This is a genomic window from Cystobacter fuscus, from assembly GCF_044360685.1.
GTDB lineage: Bacteria > Myxococcota > Myxococcia > Myxococcales > Myxococcaceae > Cystobacter > Cystobacter fuscus_C.
The window spans coordinates 4,924,219-4,941,772 of record NZ_CP043491.1; the positions used below are offsets into that span (position 1 = coordinate 4,924,219).

Annotated in this window: 31 protein-coding genes; all 31 read left to right on the forward strand. The window is 65.6% G+C overall.

Annotated features, from left to right (window positions below; translation table 11 throughout):
* The first annotated feature begins 71 nt into the window (after positions 1-71).
* The 31 genes from tuf to rplQ all read left to right on the forward strand — a co-directional run bounded on the left by tuf (position 72) and on the right by rplQ (position 17,516).
* Positions 72-1,262 (forward strand): elongation factor Tu, encoded by a 1,191-nt coding sequence (gene tuf / locus F0U63_RS20250; protein WP_095986886.1) that lies wholly within the window; start codon positions 72-74, stop codon positions 1,260-1,262.
* A gap of 184 nt (positions 1,263-1,446) precedes the next feature.
* A complete protein-coding gene (rpsJ, locus tag F0U63_RS20255; protein ID WP_002625389.1) occupies positions 1,447-1,755 on the forward strand; it encodes a 30S ribosomal protein S10 in 309 nt (102 codons plus the stop codon).
* A 52-nt stretch (positions 1,756-1,807) separates the two neighbouring features.
* Positions 1,808-2,431: a 50S ribosomal protein L4 gene (rplD, locus tag F0U63_RS20260; protein WP_002625388.1), complete on the forward strand. Its 624-nt coding sequence runs from the start codon at positions 1,808-1,810 to the stop codon at positions 2,429-2,431.
* A complete protein-coding gene (locus F0U63_RS20265; RefSeq protein WP_002625387.1) occupies positions 2,428-2,721 on the forward strand; it encodes a 50S ribosomal protein L23 in 294 nt (97 codons plus the stop codon). The genes rplD and F0U63_RS20265 overlap by 4 nt, the downstream gene beginning before the upstream one ends.
* A 32-nt stretch (positions 2,722-2,753) precedes the next feature.
* Positions 2,754-3,599, forward strand: a complete 846-nt coding sequence (gene rplB / locus F0U63_RS20270) for a 50S ribosomal protein L2 (protein WP_002625386.1) — start codon at positions 2,754-2,756, stop codon at positions 3,597-3,599.
* A 15-nt stretch (positions 3,600-3,614) separates the two neighbouring features.
* Complete coding sequence (rpsS, locus tag F0U63_RS20275) at positions 3,615-3,896, forward strand: 30S ribosomal protein S19 (protein WP_002625385.1); 282 nt, start codon at positions 3,615-3,617, stop codon at positions 3,894-3,896.
* Positions 3,897-3,936: 40 nt separating this feature from the next.
* The gene (gene rplV, locus F0U63_RS20280; protein ID WP_002625384.1) at positions 3,937-4,281 is read left to right on the forward strand and encodes a 50S ribosomal protein L22; all 345 of its coding nucleotides are present in this window, start codon (positions 3,937-3,939) and stop codon (positions 4,279-4,281) included.
* Positions 4,282-4,329: 48 nt separating this feature from the next.
* A complete protein-coding gene (gene rpsC, locus F0U63_RS20285) occupies positions 4,330-4,995 on the forward strand; it encodes a 30S ribosomal protein S3 (protein ID WP_395847572.1) in 666 nt (221 codons plus the stop codon).
* Between the two features lie 59 nt (positions 4,996-5,054).
* On the forward strand, positions 5,055-5,474 hold the full coding sequence (gene rplP / locus F0U63_RS20290) for a 50S ribosomal protein L16 (RefSeq protein WP_002625382.1): 420 nt from the start codon (positions 5,055-5,057) through the stop codon (positions 5,472-5,474).
* A gap of 62 nt (positions 5,475-5,536) precedes the next feature.
* Positions 5,537-5,743, forward strand: a complete 207-nt coding sequence (rpmC, locus tag F0U63_RS20295) for a 50S ribosomal protein L29 (protein WP_002625381.1) — start codon at positions 5,537-5,539, stop codon at positions 5,741-5,743.
* An 11-nt stretch (positions 5,744-5,754) separates the two neighbouring features.
* Positions 5,755-6,069: a 30S ribosomal protein S17 gene (rpsQ, locus tag F0U63_RS20300; protein WP_395847573.1), complete on the forward strand. Its 315-nt coding sequence runs from the start codon at positions 5,755-5,757 to the stop codon at positions 6,067-6,069.
* A gap of 102 nt (positions 6,070-6,171) precedes the next feature.
* Complete coding sequence (gene rplN / locus F0U63_RS20305) at positions 6,172-6,540, forward strand: 50S ribosomal protein L14 (RefSeq protein WP_002625379.1); 369 nt, start codon at positions 6,172-6,174, stop codon at positions 6,538-6,540.
* Positions 6,541-6,577: 37 nt separating this feature from the next.
* A complete protein-coding gene (gene rplX / locus F0U63_RS20310) occupies positions 6,578-6,913 on the forward strand; it encodes a 50S ribosomal protein L24 (RefSeq protein ID WP_395847574.1) in 336 nt (111 codons plus the stop codon).
* Between the two features lie 179 nt (positions 6,914-7,092).
* A complete protein-coding gene (rplE, locus tag F0U63_RS20315) occupies positions 7,093-7,743 on the forward strand; it encodes a 50S ribosomal protein L5 (RefSeq protein ID WP_002625377.1) in 651 nt (216 codons plus the stop codon).
* Positions 7,744-7,758: 15 nt separating this feature from the next.
* Positions 7,759-7,944, forward strand: coding sequence for a type Z 30S ribosomal protein S14 (locus tag F0U63_RS20320; RefSeq protein WP_071900185.1), 186 nt, complete (start codon positions 7,759-7,761; stop codon positions 7,942-7,944).
* 177 nt (positions 7,945-8,121) lie between these two features.
* Positions 8,122-8,523, forward strand: a complete 402-nt coding sequence (gene rpsH / locus F0U63_RS20325; RefSeq protein WP_095986890.1) for a 30S ribosomal protein S8 — start codon at positions 8,122-8,124, stop codon at positions 8,521-8,523.
* Between the two features lie 58 nt (positions 8,524-8,581).
* Positions 8,582-9,151, forward strand: a complete 570-nt coding sequence (gene rplF, locus F0U63_RS20330; protein ID WP_395847575.1) for a 50S ribosomal protein L6 — start codon at positions 8,582-8,584, stop codon at positions 9,149-9,151.
* A gap of 96 nt (positions 9,152-9,247) precedes the next feature.
* Positions 9,248-9,604, forward strand: coding sequence for a 50S ribosomal protein L18 (rplR, locus tag F0U63_RS20335; protein ID WP_395847576.1), 357 nt, complete (start codon positions 9,248-9,250; stop codon positions 9,602-9,604).
* A gap of 27 nt (positions 9,605-9,631) precedes the next feature.
* Positions 9,632-10,150: a 30S ribosomal protein S5 gene (gene rpsE / locus F0U63_RS20340; RefSeq protein WP_002625372.1), complete on the forward strand. Its 519-nt coding sequence runs from the start codon at positions 9,632-9,634 to the stop codon at positions 10,148-10,150.
* Between the two features lie 2 nt (positions 10,151-10,152).
* Positions 10,153-10,416 carry a 50S ribosomal protein L30 gene (gene rpmD, locus F0U63_RS20345; RefSeq protein WP_002625371.1) on the forward strand — a complete coding sequence of 88 codons (264 nt, stop codon included), beginning with the start codon at positions 10,153-10,155 and terminating at the stop codon, positions 10,414-10,416.
* Positions 10,417-10,430: 14 nt separating this feature from the next.
* On the forward strand, positions 10,431-10,949 hold the full coding sequence (rplO, locus tag F0U63_RS20350) for a 50S ribosomal protein L15 (RefSeq protein ID WP_395847577.1): 519 nt from the start codon (positions 10,431-10,433) through the stop codon (positions 10,947-10,949).
* A gap of 126 nt (positions 10,950-11,075) precedes the next feature.
* Positions 11,076-12,422: a preprotein translocase subunit SecY gene (gene secY / locus F0U63_RS20355; protein ID WP_395847578.1), complete on the forward strand. Its 1,347-nt coding sequence runs from the start codon at positions 11,076-11,078 to the stop codon at positions 12,420-12,422.
* 140 nt (positions 12,423-12,562) lie between these two features.
* Entirely contained in the window at positions 12,563-13,210 is a 648-nt protein-coding gene (locus F0U63_RS20360) for an adenylate kinase (protein WP_395847579.1), read from the forward strand.
* Positions 13,211-13,320: 110 nt separating this feature from the next.
* Positions 13,321-13,470 carry a hypothetical protein gene (locus F0U63_RS20365; protein WP_395847580.1) on the forward strand — a complete coding sequence of 50 codons (150 nt, stop codon included), beginning with the start codon at positions 13,321-13,323 and terminating at the stop codon, positions 13,468-13,470.
* A gap of 137 nt (positions 13,471-13,607) precedes the next feature.
* Positions 13,608-13,826: a translation initiation factor IF-1 gene (gene infA / locus F0U63_RS20370; RefSeq protein WP_043409051.1), complete on the forward strand. Its 219-nt coding sequence runs from the start codon at positions 13,608-13,610 to the stop codon at positions 13,824-13,826.
* Between the two features lie 79 nt (positions 13,827-13,905).
* On the forward strand, positions 13,906-14,022 hold the full coding sequence (gene rpmJ / locus F0U63_RS20375; RefSeq protein WP_043321360.1) for a 50S ribosomal protein L36: 117 nt from the start codon (positions 13,906-13,908) through the stop codon (positions 14,020-14,022).
* A gap of 51 nt (positions 14,023-14,073) precedes the next feature.
* The gene (gene rpsM / locus F0U63_RS20380; RefSeq protein ID WP_095986896.1) at positions 14,074-14,457 is read left to right on the forward strand and encodes a 30S ribosomal protein S13; all 384 of its coding nucleotides are present in this window, start codon (positions 14,074-14,076) and stop codon (positions 14,455-14,457) included.
* Between the two features lie 68 nt (positions 14,458-14,525).
* The gene (rpsK, locus tag F0U63_RS20385) at positions 14,526-14,969 is read left to right on the forward strand and encodes a 30S ribosomal protein S11 (protein ID WP_002625363.1); all 444 of its coding nucleotides are present in this window, start codon (positions 14,526-14,528) and stop codon (positions 14,967-14,969) included.
* 69 nt (positions 14,970-15,038) lie between these two features.
* Entirely contained in the window at positions 15,039-15,665 is a 627-nt protein-coding gene (gene rpsD / locus F0U63_RS20390) for a 30S ribosomal protein S4 (protein WP_002625362.1), read from the forward strand.
* Between the two features lie 198 nt (positions 15,666-15,863).
* Positions 15,864-16,910, forward strand: a complete 1,047-nt coding sequence (locus F0U63_RS20395) for a DNA-directed RNA polymerase subunit alpha (protein WP_395847581.1) — start codon at positions 15,864-15,866, stop codon at positions 16,908-16,910.
* Positions 16,911-17,087: 177 nt separating this feature from the next.
* Entirely contained in the window at positions 17,088-17,516 is a 429-nt protein-coding gene (rplQ, locus tag F0U63_RS20400) for a 50S ribosomal protein L17 (RefSeq protein ID WP_002625360.1), read from the forward strand.
* The last annotated feature ends 38 nt before the right edge of the window (positions 17,517-17,554 follow it).

Sequence of the window (17,554 nt, forward strand, 5' to 3'; positions counted from 1 at the left end):
GCGGGTTTGAAGCACGACGCAGCACCTTTTTTTCTCCATTCGGTCGGTAAGCCAGTCTCCGAGGAGCAGCGATGAGTAAGGAGAAGTTCGATAGAAGTTTGCCGCACGTCAACATCGGCACCATCGGCCACGTTGACCACGGCAAGACGTCCCTCACGGCGGCCATCACCAAGGTGCTGGCGAAGACGGGCGGCGCGACGTTCCTCGCGTACGACCAGATCGACAAGGCCCCCGAGGAGCGCGAGCGCGGCATCACCATCTCCACGGCGCACGTGGAGTACAAGACGAAGAACCGGCACTACGCGCACGTGGACTGCCCGGGCCACGCCGACTACGTCAAGAACATGATCACGGGCGCGGCGCAGATGGACGGCGCCATCCTGGTGGTGTCGGCCGCGGACGGCCCGATGCCCCAGACGCGCGAGCACATCCTGCTCGCCCGCCAGGTGGGCGTGCCCTACATCGTGGTCTTCCTGAACAAGGTGGACCTGCTGGACGACCCCGAGCTGCGCGAGCTCGTGGAGATGGAAGTGCGCGACCTGCTCAAGAAGTACGAGTTCCCGGGCGACACCATCCCGATCGTGCCCGGCAGCGCCGTCAAGGCGCTCGAGGGGGACACCTCGGAGATTGGCGAGCCGGCCATCCTCAAGCTGATGGAGGCGGTGGACAGCTACATCCCCACCCCCCAGCGCGCCACGGACAAGCCCTTCCTGATGCCGGTGGAAGACGTGTTCTCCATCGCCGGCCGTGGAACGGTGGCCACCGGCCGCGTCGAGCGCGGCATCATCAAGGTGGGCGAGGAAGTGGAAGTGGTGGGTCTGCGCGCCACGCAGAAGACGGTGGTGACGGGCGTGGAGATGTTCCGCAAGCTGCTGGACGAGGGCCGGGCGGGCGACAACATCGGCGCGCTGGTGCGTGGCCTCAAGCGTGAGGACATGGAGCGGGGCCAGGTGCTCGCCAAGCCGGGCTCCATCACCCCGCACACCAAGTTCAAGGCGCAGATCTACGTGCTGTCGAAGGAAGAGGGTGGCCGTCACACCCCGTTCTTCAAGGGCTACCGTCCCCAGTTCTACTTCCGCACCACGGACGTGACGGGCACGGTGAAGCTGCCGGACAACGTGGAGATGGTGATGCCGGGCGACAACATCGCGATCGAGGTGGAGCTCATCACCCCGGTGGCGATGGAGAAGGAGCTGCGCTTCGCGGTGCGTGAAGGTGGACGCACGGTGGGCGCGGGCGTTGTGGCCGAGATCATCGCGTAGTAGAGAAGTTTCCACTTGCCCTGGCTTGAAGAAACAGCGAAAAGCCGGGGCAGTGTGAATTAGGTTGCATACACGCGGGGCGCGGTGGTACATGCCGCGCCCCTTCGAAGAGACGGCTCTGTGACATCCAGGGGACGTTGGGCGTAGCGCCTCCATCAGAGGCCGTACAAAGAGGTTTTTGCGAATGGCGACACAGAAGATCCGCATCCGGCTGAAGGCCTACGACTCCAAGCTCCTGGATCAGAGCGCTGGGGAGATCGTCGAGACGGCGCGGCGCACGGGCGCCAAGGTTGCCGGTCCGATCCCCCTGCCCACGCGCATCAACAAGTTCACGGTGCTGCGGTCGCCGCACGTGGACAAGAAGAGCCGCGAGCAGTTCGAGATCCGCACGCACAAGCGCCTGCTCGATATCCTCGAGCCCACCCAGCAGACGCTGGACGCGCTGATGAAGCTGGATCTGTCGGCCGGCGTTGACGTGGAGATCAAATCCTGAGGGACGGGGTAGGGCCCGACCGGTTCCACTCCATTCCCCAGAGGAAATAGCCATGGCGAAGTTCGACGTAGTCGATCTGGACTTGAAGAAGGTGTCGGAGCTCGAGCTCTCCGACGAGATTTTCGGCGCCGAGCCGAACGCGCACCTCTTCTATGAGGTGGCGAAGATGCAGCAGGTGAATCGTCGCCGCGGTACGGTGGCGGTGAAGAACACCTCGCTGGTGAGCGGTGGCGGCAAGAAGCCCTGGAAGCAGAAGGGTACCGGCCGCGCCCGCCAGGGCTCCATCCGCGCTTCCCACTGGGTGGGCGGCGGCAAGGCGATGGGTCCCAAGCCTCGGGATTACTTCTACCGTCCGCCCAAGAAGGTGCGGCGCGGTGCGCTCCGGGCAGCCCTGTCGCTGCGCGCCCAGGAGAAGACGCTCATCATCCTGGACGGCTTCAAGCTGGACGCGGCGAAGAGCAAGCAGGCGTTCGATGTGCTGACCAAGCGGCTGAAGCTGGCCGGCGCGCTGGTCATCGACGCCAAGGACAACATCAACCTGCACCGCAGCGTGCGCAACCTGGCGAAGTTCGACGTGCTCCCGCCCGAGGGGCTGAACCTCGAGTCCGTCCTGCGCCACAAGCACCTGGTGGTGACTTCCGCGGCCATCAAGGCCATCGAGGGGGCGCTCTCGTGAACGCTACCGACGTCATCAAGGGTCCGCTCATCACGGAGAAGCTGGACCAGGCCCGTGAGAAGTTCCGGCAGTACTCGTTCATCGTCGACAAGAAGGCCACCAAGTACGATGTGGCCAACGCCGTCGAGAAGCTCTTCAAGGTGAGCGTCGAGGGCGTCCGGACCAACATCGTCCGCGGCAAGACCAAGCGCGTGGGGCGCTCGATTGGCAAGCGGCCGAACTTCAAGAAGGCGGTCGTCACCCTCAAGGAGGGGGACAAGATCGAACTCTTCGAGGGAGGCGCGGTCTAGCGCAAGGCGCTGACCGACGTTGAGGACCAACCATGGGAATCAAGAAGTACAAGCCGACCTCCGCCGCCCGTCGTCTGATGACGGTGTCCGACTTCGCGGACATCACCAAGGACACGCCGGAGAAGAAGCTCACCGAGTCTCTGAAGAAGTCTGGCGGCCGCAACGTTCACGGCCACATCACCCGTCGTCACCAGGGTGGTGGTCACAAGCGCCGCTATCGCGTCATCGACTTCAAGCGTCGTGACAAGGACGGCGTGCCGGCCAAGGTCGCCGCGGTGGAGTACGACCCGAACCGCTCGGCCAACATCGCCCTGCTGCACTACGCGGACGGCGAGAAGCGCTACATCATCGCCCCCGTCGACCTGAAGGTCGGGGACACGGTGATGGCGGGCGAGAACGCGGACATCCGTCCGGGCAACAGCCTGCCGCTCATCAACATCCCGGTCGGTACGGTCATCCACAACGTGGAGCTCAAGCCGGGCCGCGGCGCGCAGATCATCCGCTCGGCCGGCTCCTCGGGCCAGCTGATGGCGAAGGAAGGCCGCTACGCCCAGGTGCGTCTGCCCTCCGGCGCCGTGCGCATGGTGCAGATCGAGTGCCGCGCCACCGTGGGTCAGGTGGGCAACCTGGAGCACGAGATCATCCGCATCGGCAAGGCGGGTCGTAGCCGCTGGCTGGGCATCCGTCCCACCGTCCGCGGTCTGGCGATGAACCCCGTTGACCACCCGCACGGTGGTGGTGAGGGTAAGTCGGGCCAGGGTAACCCGCATCCGGTGTCGCCGTGGGGCCAGAAGACCAAGGGCCTGAGCACGCGCAAGAACAAGCGTACTGACAAGTTCATCGTGAGCGTCCGCCGTCCGGGCGCGCGCAGCCAGTAGTCGAGGGTTTACACAATGGCGCGTTCGATTAAGAAGGGTCCGTTCGTCGATGGTTACCTCGTCAAGAAGGTCGAGGACATGATCAAGACGAACAAGAAGAGTGTCGTGAAGACGTGGTCCCGCCGTTCGACCATCCTTCCGGAGTTCGTGGGTCATACCTTCGCGGTGCACAACGGCCGCAAGTTCATCCCCGTCTTCGTGACCGAGAACATGGTGGGCCACAAGCTCGGCGAGTTCGCCCCGACGCGTACGTTCGGCGGTCACTCGGCGGAGAAGAAGGTCGCCAAGGGCAAGTAGCCGGCCCCGCTGACAGGCGGCGTCCGCCAGAGGAGATGACATGGAGTCGAAGGCACATCTGAGGTTCCTGAGCATGTCGCCCCGGAAGGTTTCCACCGTGGCGGCTCTCGTTCGCGGTAAGCCGGTGGGGCAGGCGCTCAACATCCTGCGCTTCACCAGCCGCGCCGCGGCGGTCCCCGTGGCCAAGCTCATCAAGAGCGCCGTGGCCAACGCGACCGACCTGTCCAAGGGCCAGGTCGACGTGGACAAGCTCGTCGTGAAGACGATTTCGGTGGACCAGGGTCCGACCCAGCGCCGCTACATGCCGCGCGCCATGGGTCGCGCCTCGCGCATCAACAAGAAGACCAGCCACATTCACGTGGTGCTGGCGGAGGCGGCCAAGTAGTTGGCCGCCCGCCGGGCGAACCACGCAACCGATTGAAGGAGACGCACGTTGGGCCAGAAAGTCCATCCCATTGGGTTCCGCCTCGGGGTCATCAAGACCTGGGACTCCAAGTGGTTCGAGCACAAGAACTACGCGCAGTGGCTGCATGAAGACATCCGCATCCGCGAGTTCGTGAAGAAGTCGCTCAACCATGCGGGTGTCTCCAAGGTGGAGATCGAGCGCGCGGCGAACAAGGTGAAGGTCAACGTGCACACCGCGCGCCCGGGCATCGTCATCGGCAAGCGCGGCGCGGGCATCGAGACGGTGAAGAAGGACCTCCAGCAGTTCACGAAGAACGAGGTCTTCCTCAACATCGTCGAGGTCCGCAAGGCCGAGACCGACGCGCAGCTGGTGGCCGAGAACATCGCCACCCAGCTCGAGCGCCGTATCGCCTTCCGCCGCGCCATGAAGAAGGCGCTGCAGACGGCGATGAAGTTCGGCGCCAAGGGCATCCGCGTGGCCTGCTCTGGCCGCCTCGGTGGCGCGGAGATGGCGCGCTACGAGTGGTACCGCGAGGGCCGGGTGCCCCTGCACACCCTGCGCGCGGACATCGACTACGGTTTCGCCGAGGCGAAGACCACCTACGGCAAGATCGGCTGCAAGGTGTGGATCTGCCGCGGCGAGGTCCTTCCCACCAAGGGTGGACCGGGCGCCGCTCCGGCCGCCAACCGCTAACCCCCTCCCGTGAGCCGCTCCGTGAGGAGCGGCCCACTCGGGATTGAAGGACACCGACGATGCTTCAGCCTGCTCGTACGAAGTTCCGCAAGATGCACAAGGGCCGCATGCCGGGTTTGGCGTATCGCGGCAGCGATCTCACCTACGGTGAGTACGGCCTCATGTCGCTTCAGCCGGGGTGGCTCACCTCCCGGCAGATCGAGGCGGCCCGTATCGCGATGACGCGCCACATCAAGCGTGGCGGCAAGATCTGGATCCGCGTGTTCCCGGACAAGCCGATCACCAAGAAGCCCGCCGAGACCCGTATGGGTACCGGTAAGGGTGGTGTGGAGTACTACGTGGCGGTGGTCAAGCCTGGCCGCATCCTCTATGAGATGGAGGGTATGACGCCCGAGGTGGCCACCAGCGCCCTGAAGTTGGCCCAGGCCAAGCTGCCGGTGCTGACGAAGATCGTCACCCGTAGCGAGCTGGCGCTCTAGTTCCGCCGCGGGCGGCCCCTTGGTGGTAAGAGGGCCGCCCACTGGCTCTGAGGAGATTGAAGATGGCGACTGCGAAAGAACTCAAGGAGCTCTCGGCGGACGACCTGAAGCAGCGCGCGGCCGAACTGCGCGACACGCTGTTCCAGGATCAGCTCAAGCGGGCCACCGGCTCGCTGGACAACCCGTCCGAGCGCACCCAGCACAAGCGCGATCTGGCGCGCATCCTGACTGTCCTGGGAGAGAAGACCCGGACGGAGAAGAAGGCTTAGGAGCTTTTCTCATGGCTGAAGCGACTCAAACCACTCCCGCCACGACCCCCTCCCGCGGCCGTCCCAAGACGCGCGTGGGCATCGTGACCTCCAACAAGATGCAGAAGACGGTGGTGGTCACCGTCTCGCGCCGCGCCGCTCACCCCAAGTACGGGAAGATCATGAGCATGCGCGAGAAGTACAAGGCGCATGTCGAGGACCACGACTATCCGGCGAAGATCACCATCAACGAGGGTGATCGCGTGCGCATCGCCGAGACCCGGCCTGGCTCGAAGGATAAGCGCTGGCGCGTGGTCGAGGTGTTGGAGAAGACCAAGAACGTCTGAGCCGTCCGAGCCCGCGCCCGCGCGCGGGGACCGTGGCTCGAGCCGCGCGGTGCCCCTCCGGATTGGATGGGGCCTGCAGCAAGCTGAGAGAGGAAATTCCAGATGATTCAGATGACGAGCGTGCTCGACGTGGCCGACAACTCGGGCGCCAAGAAGGTGTTCTGCATCAAGGTGCTGGGTGGTTCCAAGCGCAAGTACGCGTCCATCGGCGATGTGATCGTCGTCTCGATCCGCGAGGCGCTGCCGAACTCGAAGGTGAAGAAGGGTGACGTGGCCAAGGCGGTCATCGTGCGCACCGCGCGCGAGGTGGGCCGTCCGGATGGCAGCTACATCAAGTTCGATGGCAACTCCGCCGTCCTCATCAACAAGGACATGGAGCCCATCGGGACGCGCATCTTCGGGCCGGTGGCCCGTGAGCTCCGCGCCCGTAAGTTCATGAAGATCATCTCGCTCGCTCCCGAGGTCCTCTAGTAGGGCGTCAGGCGGTCCGCGAGGAGGGAGAGGAACCATGGAGAAGCTCAAGGTTGGAGACACCGTGCAGGTCATCGCCGGCGCCGAGCGCTCGGAGAAGACCGAGGCGACCAAGCGCGGGAAGATCCTGAAGATCGACCGGGAGGCCCAGCGCGTGACCGTGGAGGGTCTGCGCCTGGTCAAGCGGCACCTGAAGAAGACCCAGCAGCAGCCCGAGGGCGGCATCGTCGAGAAGCCGGGCACGATCCACATCTCGGACGTGCAGCTGGTCTGCGCCAAGTGCGGCAAGCCGACCCGCGTCGGCATCCGCCTGGATGGGGACAAGAAGAAGCGGTTCTGCAAGCGCAAGGATTGCAACGGCCTGATTGACTAGGGTCGTGGGTTCAGGCATGTATGCGCGCCCTTTGCCCTGCCCGGGTGAGGGGAGAGCAGACGAGCGGGTGTTACCGGGGCTCCGAAGGACCCGTAGGGCTCCGGTGTTCGTAGTTTTCCATAGCGGTACTGATCGGCGCGCTGGGTCCACGGCCGCGCTCCGAAGCAGGGGACAAGACGATGGCTGAAGAGAAGAAGGACGCGGCGAAGAAGGAAAAGAAGGGCCGCAAGAAGGACGAAGTCAAGAAGGCCGGTTTCGCGGCGAACATCGAGGAGGGTCTCGAGGCCAAGCCGGCGCGGCTCAAGCTGCGCTTCCGCAAGGAAGGCGTGCCCGCGCTGATGAAGGAGCTGGCGCTCAAGAACCCGATGGAGGTCCCCCGCCTCGAGAAGATCGTCGTCAACATGGGCCTCGGCGAGGCGCTCGCCAACGCCAAGATCCTCGAGTCGGCGGTGGACCAGCTCGGCGCCATCACCGGCCAGAAGCCCGTGGTGACCCGCGCGCGCAAGTCGATCGCGAACTTCAAGCTGCGCCAGGGCCAGGCCATCGGTGCCGCCGTCACGCTGCGCGGCGACCGCATGTACGAGTTCCTCGACCGCCTCATCACCGTGGCGCTGCCGCGCGTGCGTGACTTCAAGGGCGTGTCGCCCAAGGCGTTCGACGGGAAGGGCAACTACACGCTCGGCGTCCGCGAGCAGATCATCTTCCCGGAAATCAACTACGACCAGATCGAGAAGGTGAAGGGGCTGAACATCAGCTTCGTCACCACCGCGGCTAACGATGAGCAGGGGCTGGCGCTGATGCGTCACTTCGGCATGCCGTTCCGCACGTAACGAGGATCCGCACCCATGGCCAAGCTCTCGAAGATCGCCCAGGCGAAGCGCAAGCCGAAGTTCTCTGTCCGCGCGTACAACCGCTGCCCGCTGTGCGGCCGCCCCCGCGCGTTCCTGCGCAAGTTCAACATGTGCCGCATCTGCTTCCGTCACCGCGCGCTGCGCGGTGAGGTCACCGGCGTCACCAAGTCGTCCTGGTAGTTGGACGCGGTGTCCGGGTGCCGATGAGGCGCCGGGGCACCCTGGCCCGCCCTGAAGAGGGTGGGCCGCCCGCAGTAGAGCAGGGCAACCGTGGCGAACCCCTGGGATGGGCCCAGCAGGCGCGGCGGTTGCGAACGCGGAGTCGGCCAGGCCGCTCCGCATGGAAGGTAGCCATTCATGTCGGTCGTCAACGATCCCATCGGCGACATGCTGACCCGCCTGCGCAACGGTTCCCGTGCGCGGCACGACAAGGTCGTCATGCCCCACTCGAACCTCAAGGTCGAGATCATCAAGGTCCTCAAGGCCGAGGGCTTTATCGGGGATTACACCGTTCACGAGCGCAAGCCGCAGAACGAGATCTCCGTGCAGCTGAAGTACGGCCCGGACCGCGCCCCCGCCATCACCGGCATCCGCCGCATCTCCAAGCCCGGTCTGCGCCGTTACGTGAACGTGCGTGAGATTCCCCAGGTTCTCGGGGGATTGGGCATCTCCATCCTGTCCACCTCCAAGGGTGTGCTGGTGGATTCCGAGGCTCGCAAGCAGAAGGTCGGCGGCGAGCTGCTCTGCACCGTCTACTAGCCAGCAGCGGTGAGGAGGCCGTGGCTTGTGCCGCGTCCCGCCACCGCACGAGGAAATCATGAGTCGGATTGGAAAGCTTCCGGTCAAGCTGGCGGACAAGACGAAGGCCACGGTCGTGGGCCGCCAGGTCAATTTTGAAGGCCCCAAGGGCAAGATGGTCGTGCAGCTTCCCGCCACGGGCGTGAAGGTGTCGATCGCCAACAACGAGGTGGTGGTGGAGCGCGAGAACGACTCGCGCGAGGCGCGCAGCCTGCACGGTCTGACGCGCACGCTCCTGGCCAACGCGGCCAAGGGCGTCTCCACGGGCTTCGAGCGCCGCCTGGACATCCGCGGCGTTGGTTTCCGCGCCGAGGTCAAGGGCAAGGTCATCAACTTCCAGCTGGGCTACTCGCACCCGGTGGTGTTCAACCTTCCCGAGGGCGTGACGGCCGAGGTCGACAAGACCGCGCGCACCGAGGATGGTCTGCCCACGCTGGGCCTGACGCTGCGCTCGGCGGACAAGGAAGTCCTCGGCGCCGCCGCGGTGAACATCCGGTCGCTGCGCCCGCCCGAGCCGTACAAGGGCAAGGGCATCAAGTACGCGACCGAGAAGATTCGCCGCAAGGAAGGCAAGACCGGTACCGCCTAGTCGGAGTGAACACTCAACCGCGAGGCGCCAGGTGGTGCCTCGCAATCATCCGGCGGTGGAAATCCCCATCGCCGCCGGACGGAGAAGGAATCATCCATGTCGAACAAGCTCGATCCGCGCATCAAGAGGAAGAACCGCATCCGCAAGAAGCTCTCCGGTACCACGGAGCGCCCGCGGCTCACGGTCTACAAGAGCCTCAAGCACATCTACGCCCAGGTGGTGGACGACACCACGGGCCGCACGTTGGCGTACGCCTCGTCGTTGTCCAAGGATCTCAAGGGCAAGGATGAGGGCGACAAGAAGGCCGACGCCAAGCGCGTGGGCACGCTGATCGCCGAGAAGTGCAAGGCGGCCAATGTCGAGGCGGTGGTGTTCGACCGCAACGGCTTCCCGTACCATGGTCGGATCGCCGCCGTGGCCGATGCCGCGCGCGAGGCCGGGCTCAAGTTCTAGACACCTTTCGAAGAAGGAAGTTCCCAAGTGGCAACTCCGATCAATCCGAACGATCTCGACCTCACCGACCGCGTGGTGAACATCAACCGCGTCGCCAAGGTGGTGAAGGGCGGCCGGCGGTTCTCGTTCGCCGCCCTCGTGGTGGTGGGCGATGGCGCCGGTCACGTTGGCGTGGGGCTGGGCAAGGCCAACGAGGTTCCCGAGGCCATCCGCAAGGGTGGCGAGAACGCGAAGAAGAACCTGTTCCGCGTTCCGCTGCAGGGTCACACCATTCCTCACGAGGTGCTCGGGCACTTCGGCGCGGGCTGGGTGCTCCTGAAGCCGGCCGGTGAGGGTACGGGCGTCATCGCCGGTGGCGCGGTGCGCGCGGTCCTCGAGGCGGCGGGCATCCGCAACATCCTCACCAAGAGCCAGGGCTCGCGCAATCCGCACAACGTGCTGAAGGCGACCGTGGCCGGTCTGAAGACGCTGCGCTCCCCGGAGCAGGTGTCGCGCCTGCGTGGCAAGGACGTGGGTCCCACGAAGTCCGAAGAGGCGAGGGGCTAATCATGGCGATCAAGGTCAAGTTGACGAAGAGCGCCGCGGGCTCGTCCGTGGATCAGCTCGCGACCATCGCGAGCCTCGGGCTGAAGAAGTTCGGCTCCGAGCGGCTCCTGCAGGACACGCCGGCCATCCGCGGCATGGTGAACAAGGTCCGTCACCTGGTGACGGCCGAGACGGTGCAGGGTGATGCTCCCAAGGCCACCCGCCGCAAGCCTCGGAAGATCCGCGCCCGGGACGCCGCGCGCGCCCGCCAGGCCTCGAAGGCCTAGGGAAGAGGACTACAATGTCGACGACGCTCAACAATCTGAAGCGGCCCGAGGGCTCCTGGCACCGCAAGAAGCGCGTGGGCCGTGGCCAGGGTAGCGGTCTGGGCAAGACGGCCGGCCGCGGTGGCAAGGGCCAGAAGGCCCGTACCGGCAACATGCGGTTCGAGGGTTTCGAAGGCGGTCAGAGCCCGCTGCAGCGCCGGCTGCCGAAGTTCGGCTTCAACTCGCCCAACCGGACCATCTACGCGGTGGTGAACCTGTCGGACCTCGAGGGCTTCGACGCGGGCACCACGGTGGACGTGGCCGCGCTGGAGAAGCAGGGTCTGGTCAAGGGCCGCTACGACGGCGTGAAGGTGCTCGGCAACGGCTCGCTCACCAAGAAGCTGACCCTCCGGGTCCACAAGCTCTCGGCGGCGGCTCGCGAGGCCATCGAGAAGGCGGGCGGTACGGCGGAGGAGCTTCCGCTGATGGCGCACAAGCCCGAGTCCGCCGCCAAGGCCCACTCCGGCAAGGGTGTCAAGCAGGCCCGGAAGTGAGGGCGAGGCGAGTAACACTCTCAGTGGTGCTCGCCTTCCCATCCGTGTAGGATTCCGCGCCCCTTTCCGAATTCGGATTGGGGCGCTGCTGTTCTCGCAGAAACCTTTTTAGGGGATGGATCCCACGTGGCTCTGAACGCCTTCGCCAACGTCTTCCGCATCGCGGAGTTGCGTAGTCGGCTCATCTATACGCTGATGCTGCTCGCGGTGTACCGCATCGGCATCTTCATCAACACGCCCGGGGTGGATCGGGCGGCGATGAACGCGTTCATGGACGCCCAGCGCCAGTCGGGTGGCCTGTTCTCGCTCTTCAACCTGTTCTCCGGCGGCGCCCTGAATCAGATGTCCATCTTCGGATTGGGCATCATGCCGTACGTGTCCGCCTCCATCATCATCCAGCTGCTCGCGGTGGTCGTGCCGAGCCTGGAGCGGCTGCAGAAGGAAGGCGCGGGCGGCCGGCAGAAGATCAACCAGTACACCCGCTACGGCACCATCGTGCTGTCCACCATCCAGGGCATCGGCATCTCGCGCTGGCTGGCGTCGCTGGGCCGCTCCGACGCGGGGCAGAGCGGGTTCAACCAGGTGGTGGTGCCCAACGACAACCTCTGGTTCACCTTCATGACCGTCATCAGCCTGACGGCGGGCACCGCCTTCATCATGTGGCTGGGCGAGCGCATCACCGAGCGCGGGATCGGCAACGGCATCTCGCTCATCATCTTCGCGGGTATCGTCGCGGGCCTGTTGCCCAGCGGAAAGACGCTGGTGGACCTGGTGCAGCAGGAAGTGGTCAGCATGGCCGCCGTGCTCGCCCTGCTGGTCTTCATGGTGGGAGTGGTGGGCGTGGTGGTCTACGTGGAGCGCGGGATGCGGCGCATCCCGGTGCAGTACGCGAAGCGGATGGCCGGGCGGCGCATGTTCGCCGGTCAGGCGACCTACTTCCCCATGAAGGTCAACACCGCGGGCGTCATCCCGCCCATCTTCGCGGGCGCCATCCTGTCCTTCCCGGCGACGCTGGGCACGTGGTTCCCGTTCCTGCAGGGGCTGCAGCGCAGCATCGAGAGCAGCCCCTGGGTGTACAACGGCCTGTTCGTCCTGTTCATCGTCTTCTTCTCGTTCTTCTACACGGCGCTGACCTTCCGGCCGGACGACGTGGCGGACAACATCAAGAAGCAGGGCGGCTACATCCCGGGAATCCGTCCGGGCCGTCAGACCGCGGACTTCATCGAGGGCGTCCTCAATCGCATCACCTTCGGTGGAGCCATCTACCTGGCCGCCATCTGCGTGATTCCGTCCATCATCACCAACCTGCTCAACGTGCGTTTCACCTTCGGCGGCACGGCGCTGCTGATCGTCGTGGGCGTGGCGCTCGACACGGTGCAGCAGATTGAAGGCCATCTCATCAGCCGCAACTACGAGGGTTTCGCGGGTCCTCGCGGTCCGAGGATCCGTGGCCGGGTTCGCGTCGCGGCCTAGTCCAGCTGCCGCTTCGCGGGCGCTCCTCCCCCTCGCCCCGGGGAGGGGCGCTTCGCCGTTCCTGGGGTGCAACGAGCAGCGGGAAAAGGGTGGCTGTGTGGCCCGCCCGCGCTCCTTCCTGACGAGCTGAGAGAGAACACATGAACCTCATCCTGTTGGGTCCGCCTAACGCCGGGAAGGGGACCCAGGCGAAGAAGTTGTACGTGGATTACTCGATTCCGCAGATCTCGACGGGGGACATCCTCCGCAAGGCGGTGCGCGAGGGGACCGAGCTGGGCAAGCTGGCCGGACCGCTGATGGCCGCGGGCGCCTACGTGCCCGACGATCTCGTCATCGGCATCGTGGAGGAGCGCCTCAAGGAGGCCGACTGCGCCCAAGGCTTCATCCTGGACGGCTTTCCTCGCACCATCCCCCAGGCCGAGGCCCTCGAGCGCATGCTCGACAAGCTCGGCAAGGGGCTGCACGCCGTGGTGTCGCTCGAGGTTCCGCACGAGAAGCTCATCGAGCGCGGCTCGGGACGCCGCTCCTGCCCCACCTGCGGCGCCGTCTACCACGTCTACCAGAGCCCTCCGAAGCGGGCTGGCTTCTGCGACAAGGATGGCACCGGCCTCATCCAGCGTGAGGACGACAAGGCCGAGGTCATCGAGAAGCGGCTGCAGAAGTACGACAAGGAGACCTCGCCGCTGAAGCAGTTCTACGCCCAGCGCGGCCTGCTCAAGAGCATCGACGGGGTAGGGCCACCCGAGGGCATCTACGAGGAGCTCAAGAAGGCCGTGGGCAAGGCCTAGGTCCCGGGGCCTGGGCGACCCGGCCCACCCGGCGCAGGGTGGGGGATGGGGGCACCCGGGCGGGCGGCGGCACGGCGCTTCGTCCGGGAGTAGTCCTCGCGGGCGAGCCCATGGTGAACCAGGCCACGTCCGGCGTGGCGGTGCTCGAGGATGACTGGACAGCGATCACCGTCGATAACAAGCTTTCCGCGTACTTCGAGCACACGGTGCTCATCACCGAGAGAGGGCCGGAGTTCCTCACCCGGCGTCGGTCGGGGTAGGAGAGCGGAATACGATGCAGTACCCAGGGGTTTACCGGTTTCGTGGTTTTCCAGCGCGAGGATGCTTGCCACTTCAGGACCAAAGTGTTATCCCGCCGCGCTTCCAAAGTTCAGGTGGTCCGCGAGAGGGCTTCTGATTGCCGAAGGATGATTCCATCGAAGTTGAGGGGACGGTCATGGAGCCCCTCCCGAACGCGATGTTCCGCGTGGTGCTGGACAATGGCCACAAGGTGCTCGCGCACATCTCGGGCAAGATGCGGATGCATTTCATCCGCATCCTCCCGGGCGACAAGGTGAAGGTGGAGCTGTCCCCGTACGACTTGTCCCGGGGCCGCATCACCTACCGAGCGAAGTAGCGGAGGCCTGGTTCCGCGGAATGGCGGCCAGGCCTTCAGGGCTTTTCTTTTCTAAAAGCGAAGGAAGGGAAGTACCGCCATGAAGGTTCGGGCGTCCGTCAAGAAGATTTGCGACAAGTGCAAGGTTGTTCGCCGTAAGGGCATCGTGCGCATCATCTGCGCCTCCAACCCCCGGCACAAGCAGCGCCAGGGCTAGCCCTCAACCGGGCTGAGCTCCAGACCAACTCACCCAGAAGGAACGACGAAGATGGCTCGTATCGCCGGCATCGACCTCCCGCCCAACAAGCGCGCGGTGATCTCGTTGCAGTACATCTACGGGATCGGCAACAAGACCGCCCACGACATCATCGAGGGCGCGGGGATCGACCTCGCTACCCGGACCAAGGACCTCACCGAGGAGCAGACGCGCAAGATCCGCGAGCTCATCGAGGCGAACTACAAGGTCGAAGGCGACCTGCGCCGCGAGGTCACCATGAACATCAAGCGCCTGATGGACCTGGGCTGCTACCGGGGTCTGCGTCACCGCAAGGGGCTGCCGGTTCGCGGCCAGCGGACGCACACCAACGCGCGCACCCGCAAGGGTCCCAAGCGCGGCATCGTGCGCGCCAAGCCGGCGGCGGGCCCGCGCTAGTCCTTCCACCTGCGCCGGCCCCGTGAGGAGCTGGCGTCGATCACCTACTTCCAGGAGCAACGAGTTCCATGGCTGAAGAGACCAACGCGCCGGCGGCGGCTGCGGCCCCCGCGGCGGGCGGCGAGACCGCCGCAGCGCGCAAGAAGAGCAAGAAGGGCAAGAAGAACATCCTCAACGGCGTGGTCCACATCCAGTCCACGTTCAACAACACCATCATCACGATCACGGACGTGTCCGGGAACGTGATCTCCTGGTCCTCCGCGGGCGCTCGTGGCTTCCGCGGCAGCCGCAAGTCGACGCCGTTCGCCGCTCAGGTCGCGGCCGGTGACGCCGCGGCCAAGGCGATGGAGCACGGTCTGAAGAACGTGACGGTGCTGGTGAAGGGTCCGGGCGCGGGCCGTGAGTCCGCCCTGCGCGCGCTGGCCGCCGCTGGCCTGAAGATCGCCCTCATCCGCGATGTGACGCCCATCCCGCACAACGGCTGCCGTCAGCCCAAGCGCCGCCGCGTCTAGTTCCATTCCGGGCCGCTTCCTCCCTGGGAGGGAGCGGCCCCAGACCATCTTTCCACACGGAGAAGCATCGTGGCCCGTTATACCGCCTCCTCCTGCCGCATCTGCCGGCGGGAGAACCTGAAGATGTACCTGAAGGGTGACCGCTGCTACACGGACAAGTGTGCCATCGAGCGGCGTCCCTATCCCCCCGGTCAGCACGGCCAGGGCCGCGTGAAGTTCTCCGGCTACGGCGTGCAGCTGCGCGAGAAGCAGAAGGTCAAGCGCATGTACGGCCTGCTGGAGAGCCAGTTCCGTGGCTACTACCACCGCGCCTCGGCCGCCAAGGGCAAGACGGGTGAGAACCTCCTGCAGCAGCTGGAGCTCCGCCTGGACAACGTGGTGTTCCGCATGGGCTTCGCGGACACGCGCAACGAGGCGCGTCAGCTCGTGCGCCACGGCCACTTCACCATCAACGGCAAGCGGGTGAACATCCCCTCCTTCGCCGTCAAGCCGGGCACCACCATCGAGGTGGCGGAGAAGAGCCGGAAGATCCTCCGCATCGCCGAGGCCCTGGAGACCGTGGACCGCCGTGGCGTGCCGCAGTGGATCGACCTGGACAAGAAGAACTTCAAGGCCACGGTGAAGACCCCGCCCAACCGCGAGGACCTCACCATGCCCATCCAGGAGCAGCTCATCGTCGAGTTGTACTCGAAGTAATCGGAAGGGCAGGCCCGTCCCCGGGCTCGCCGCCGATGCTTCCGCACACGCCCTGGCCTCACCGCCGGGGCGTCGTGCTTCTGCCGGTGTGCAGCCACGGGCGTGCACCGGTTGTTACACAGACACCCCACGTGCCCATCCTCCCGCCACCGGGGCGGGGAAGTCGGTGGTGGTCCACGTCACGAGGAGAAGAAGGACATGGCTGATACTTTCATCGCGAAGAACTGGCGGGACCTCATCAAGCCGCGTCGGCTCGAGGTCGATCAGGATTCGCTGACCCCCACCTACGGCAAGTTCGTCGCCGAGCCGCTGGAGCGGGGTTTTGGCACCACGCTGGGCAACTCCCTGCGCCGCGTGCTGCTGTCGAGCCTCCAGGGCGCCGCCGTCACCACGGTGAAGATCGAGAACGTGGACCACGAGTTCACCACCATCCCCGAGGTGGCCGAGGACGTCACGGACGTCGTGTTGAATCTGAAGGAGGTCCTCCTCCGGATGCACACGAACGAGCAGAAGACGCTGCGCATCGAGGCGGAGGGTCCCAAGGAGGTCAAGGCCGGTGACATCATCGCCGACCAGGACGTGGAGATCCTCAACCCGGGTCACCACATCTGCACCATCTCCGAGGGCGGCAAGGTCCGCATGGAGCTCACGTGCCGCCGCGGCCGTGGCTACGTGCCCGCCTCCGTGAACAAGGTGGCTGGCTCGCCCATCGGCACCATCCCCATCGACTCGCTCTTCTCGCCCATCCGCAAGGTGAACTACCAGGTCACCAACGCGCGCGTCGGTCAGGTCACCGACTACGACAAGCTCACCCTCGAGGTGTGGACGGACGGCTCCGTCACGCCCCAGGACGCCGTCGCCTACGCGGCGAAGATCATCAAGGAGCAGCTCACGGTGTTCGTCAACTTCGACGAGACCGAGGAGCCCGTGGCCATCGAGGCCCCCAAGGAGGAGGCCAAGCTCAACGAGAACCTCTTCCGCTCCGTGGACGAGCTGGAGCTCTCGGTGCGCTCGGCCAACTGCCTGCAGCAGGCTAATATCAAGACCATCGGCGACCTGGTGCAGCGCACCGAGGCCGAGATGCTCAAGACCAAGAACTTCGGCCGCAAGTCCTTGAAGGAAATCAAGGAGATCCTCGCGGAGATGGGCCTGTCGCTCGGCATGAAGCTGGAGAACTGGCCGCCGAAGACCCCGCCCGCCGCGCTTCCTCCGAGCCCCGCCGCGGCCGCCGCGCCCAAGGCCTAGTCGTTCTGTGGTAGGACCTGCCCACCCGGGGCGGCATGGTTTCATGCCCCGGGGCGAGCAGGGGGCCCTCACCGGCCCAACCCCGCAGCGGTGGAGCCCGTGCCGGCCTCCATCCTTTCCACCCGGTACCTCGTACGGCCGGAGTGGTGGGCCCCTTCAAGGCCCGGAGTCAGTCCCATGCGTCACAAGGTTGGACAACGGAAGCTCCACCGCACCACGAGCCACCGGCTCGCGATGCTGCACAACATGGTCACCTCGCTGCTCGAGCACGAGGCCATCCGCACCACGCTGCCCAAGGCCAAGGAGGCCCGGGCCCTCGCCGAGCGCATCATCACCCTCGGCAAGCGCGGCGGTCTGTCCAATGTGCGCCTCGCGGAGCGCACCGTCCGCAATCGCGTCATCCTGAAGAAGGTCTTCGGGGAGTACAAGGAGCGCTACGCCAGCCGTCCGGGTGGTTACACCCGCATCGTCCGGCTCGGATTCCGTCGCGGTGACGGCGCCGAGATGGCCCTGCTGGAGCTGGTGGATCGTCCCGCCAAGAGCACCCCGGTCGACGCGCCGGAGACCGAGGCCCAGGGCGAGGCCTCCGAGAACAAGGCGGAGTAGTCGGCCGTCCTGACAGTCCGTGGCTCACGGGAGCGTCC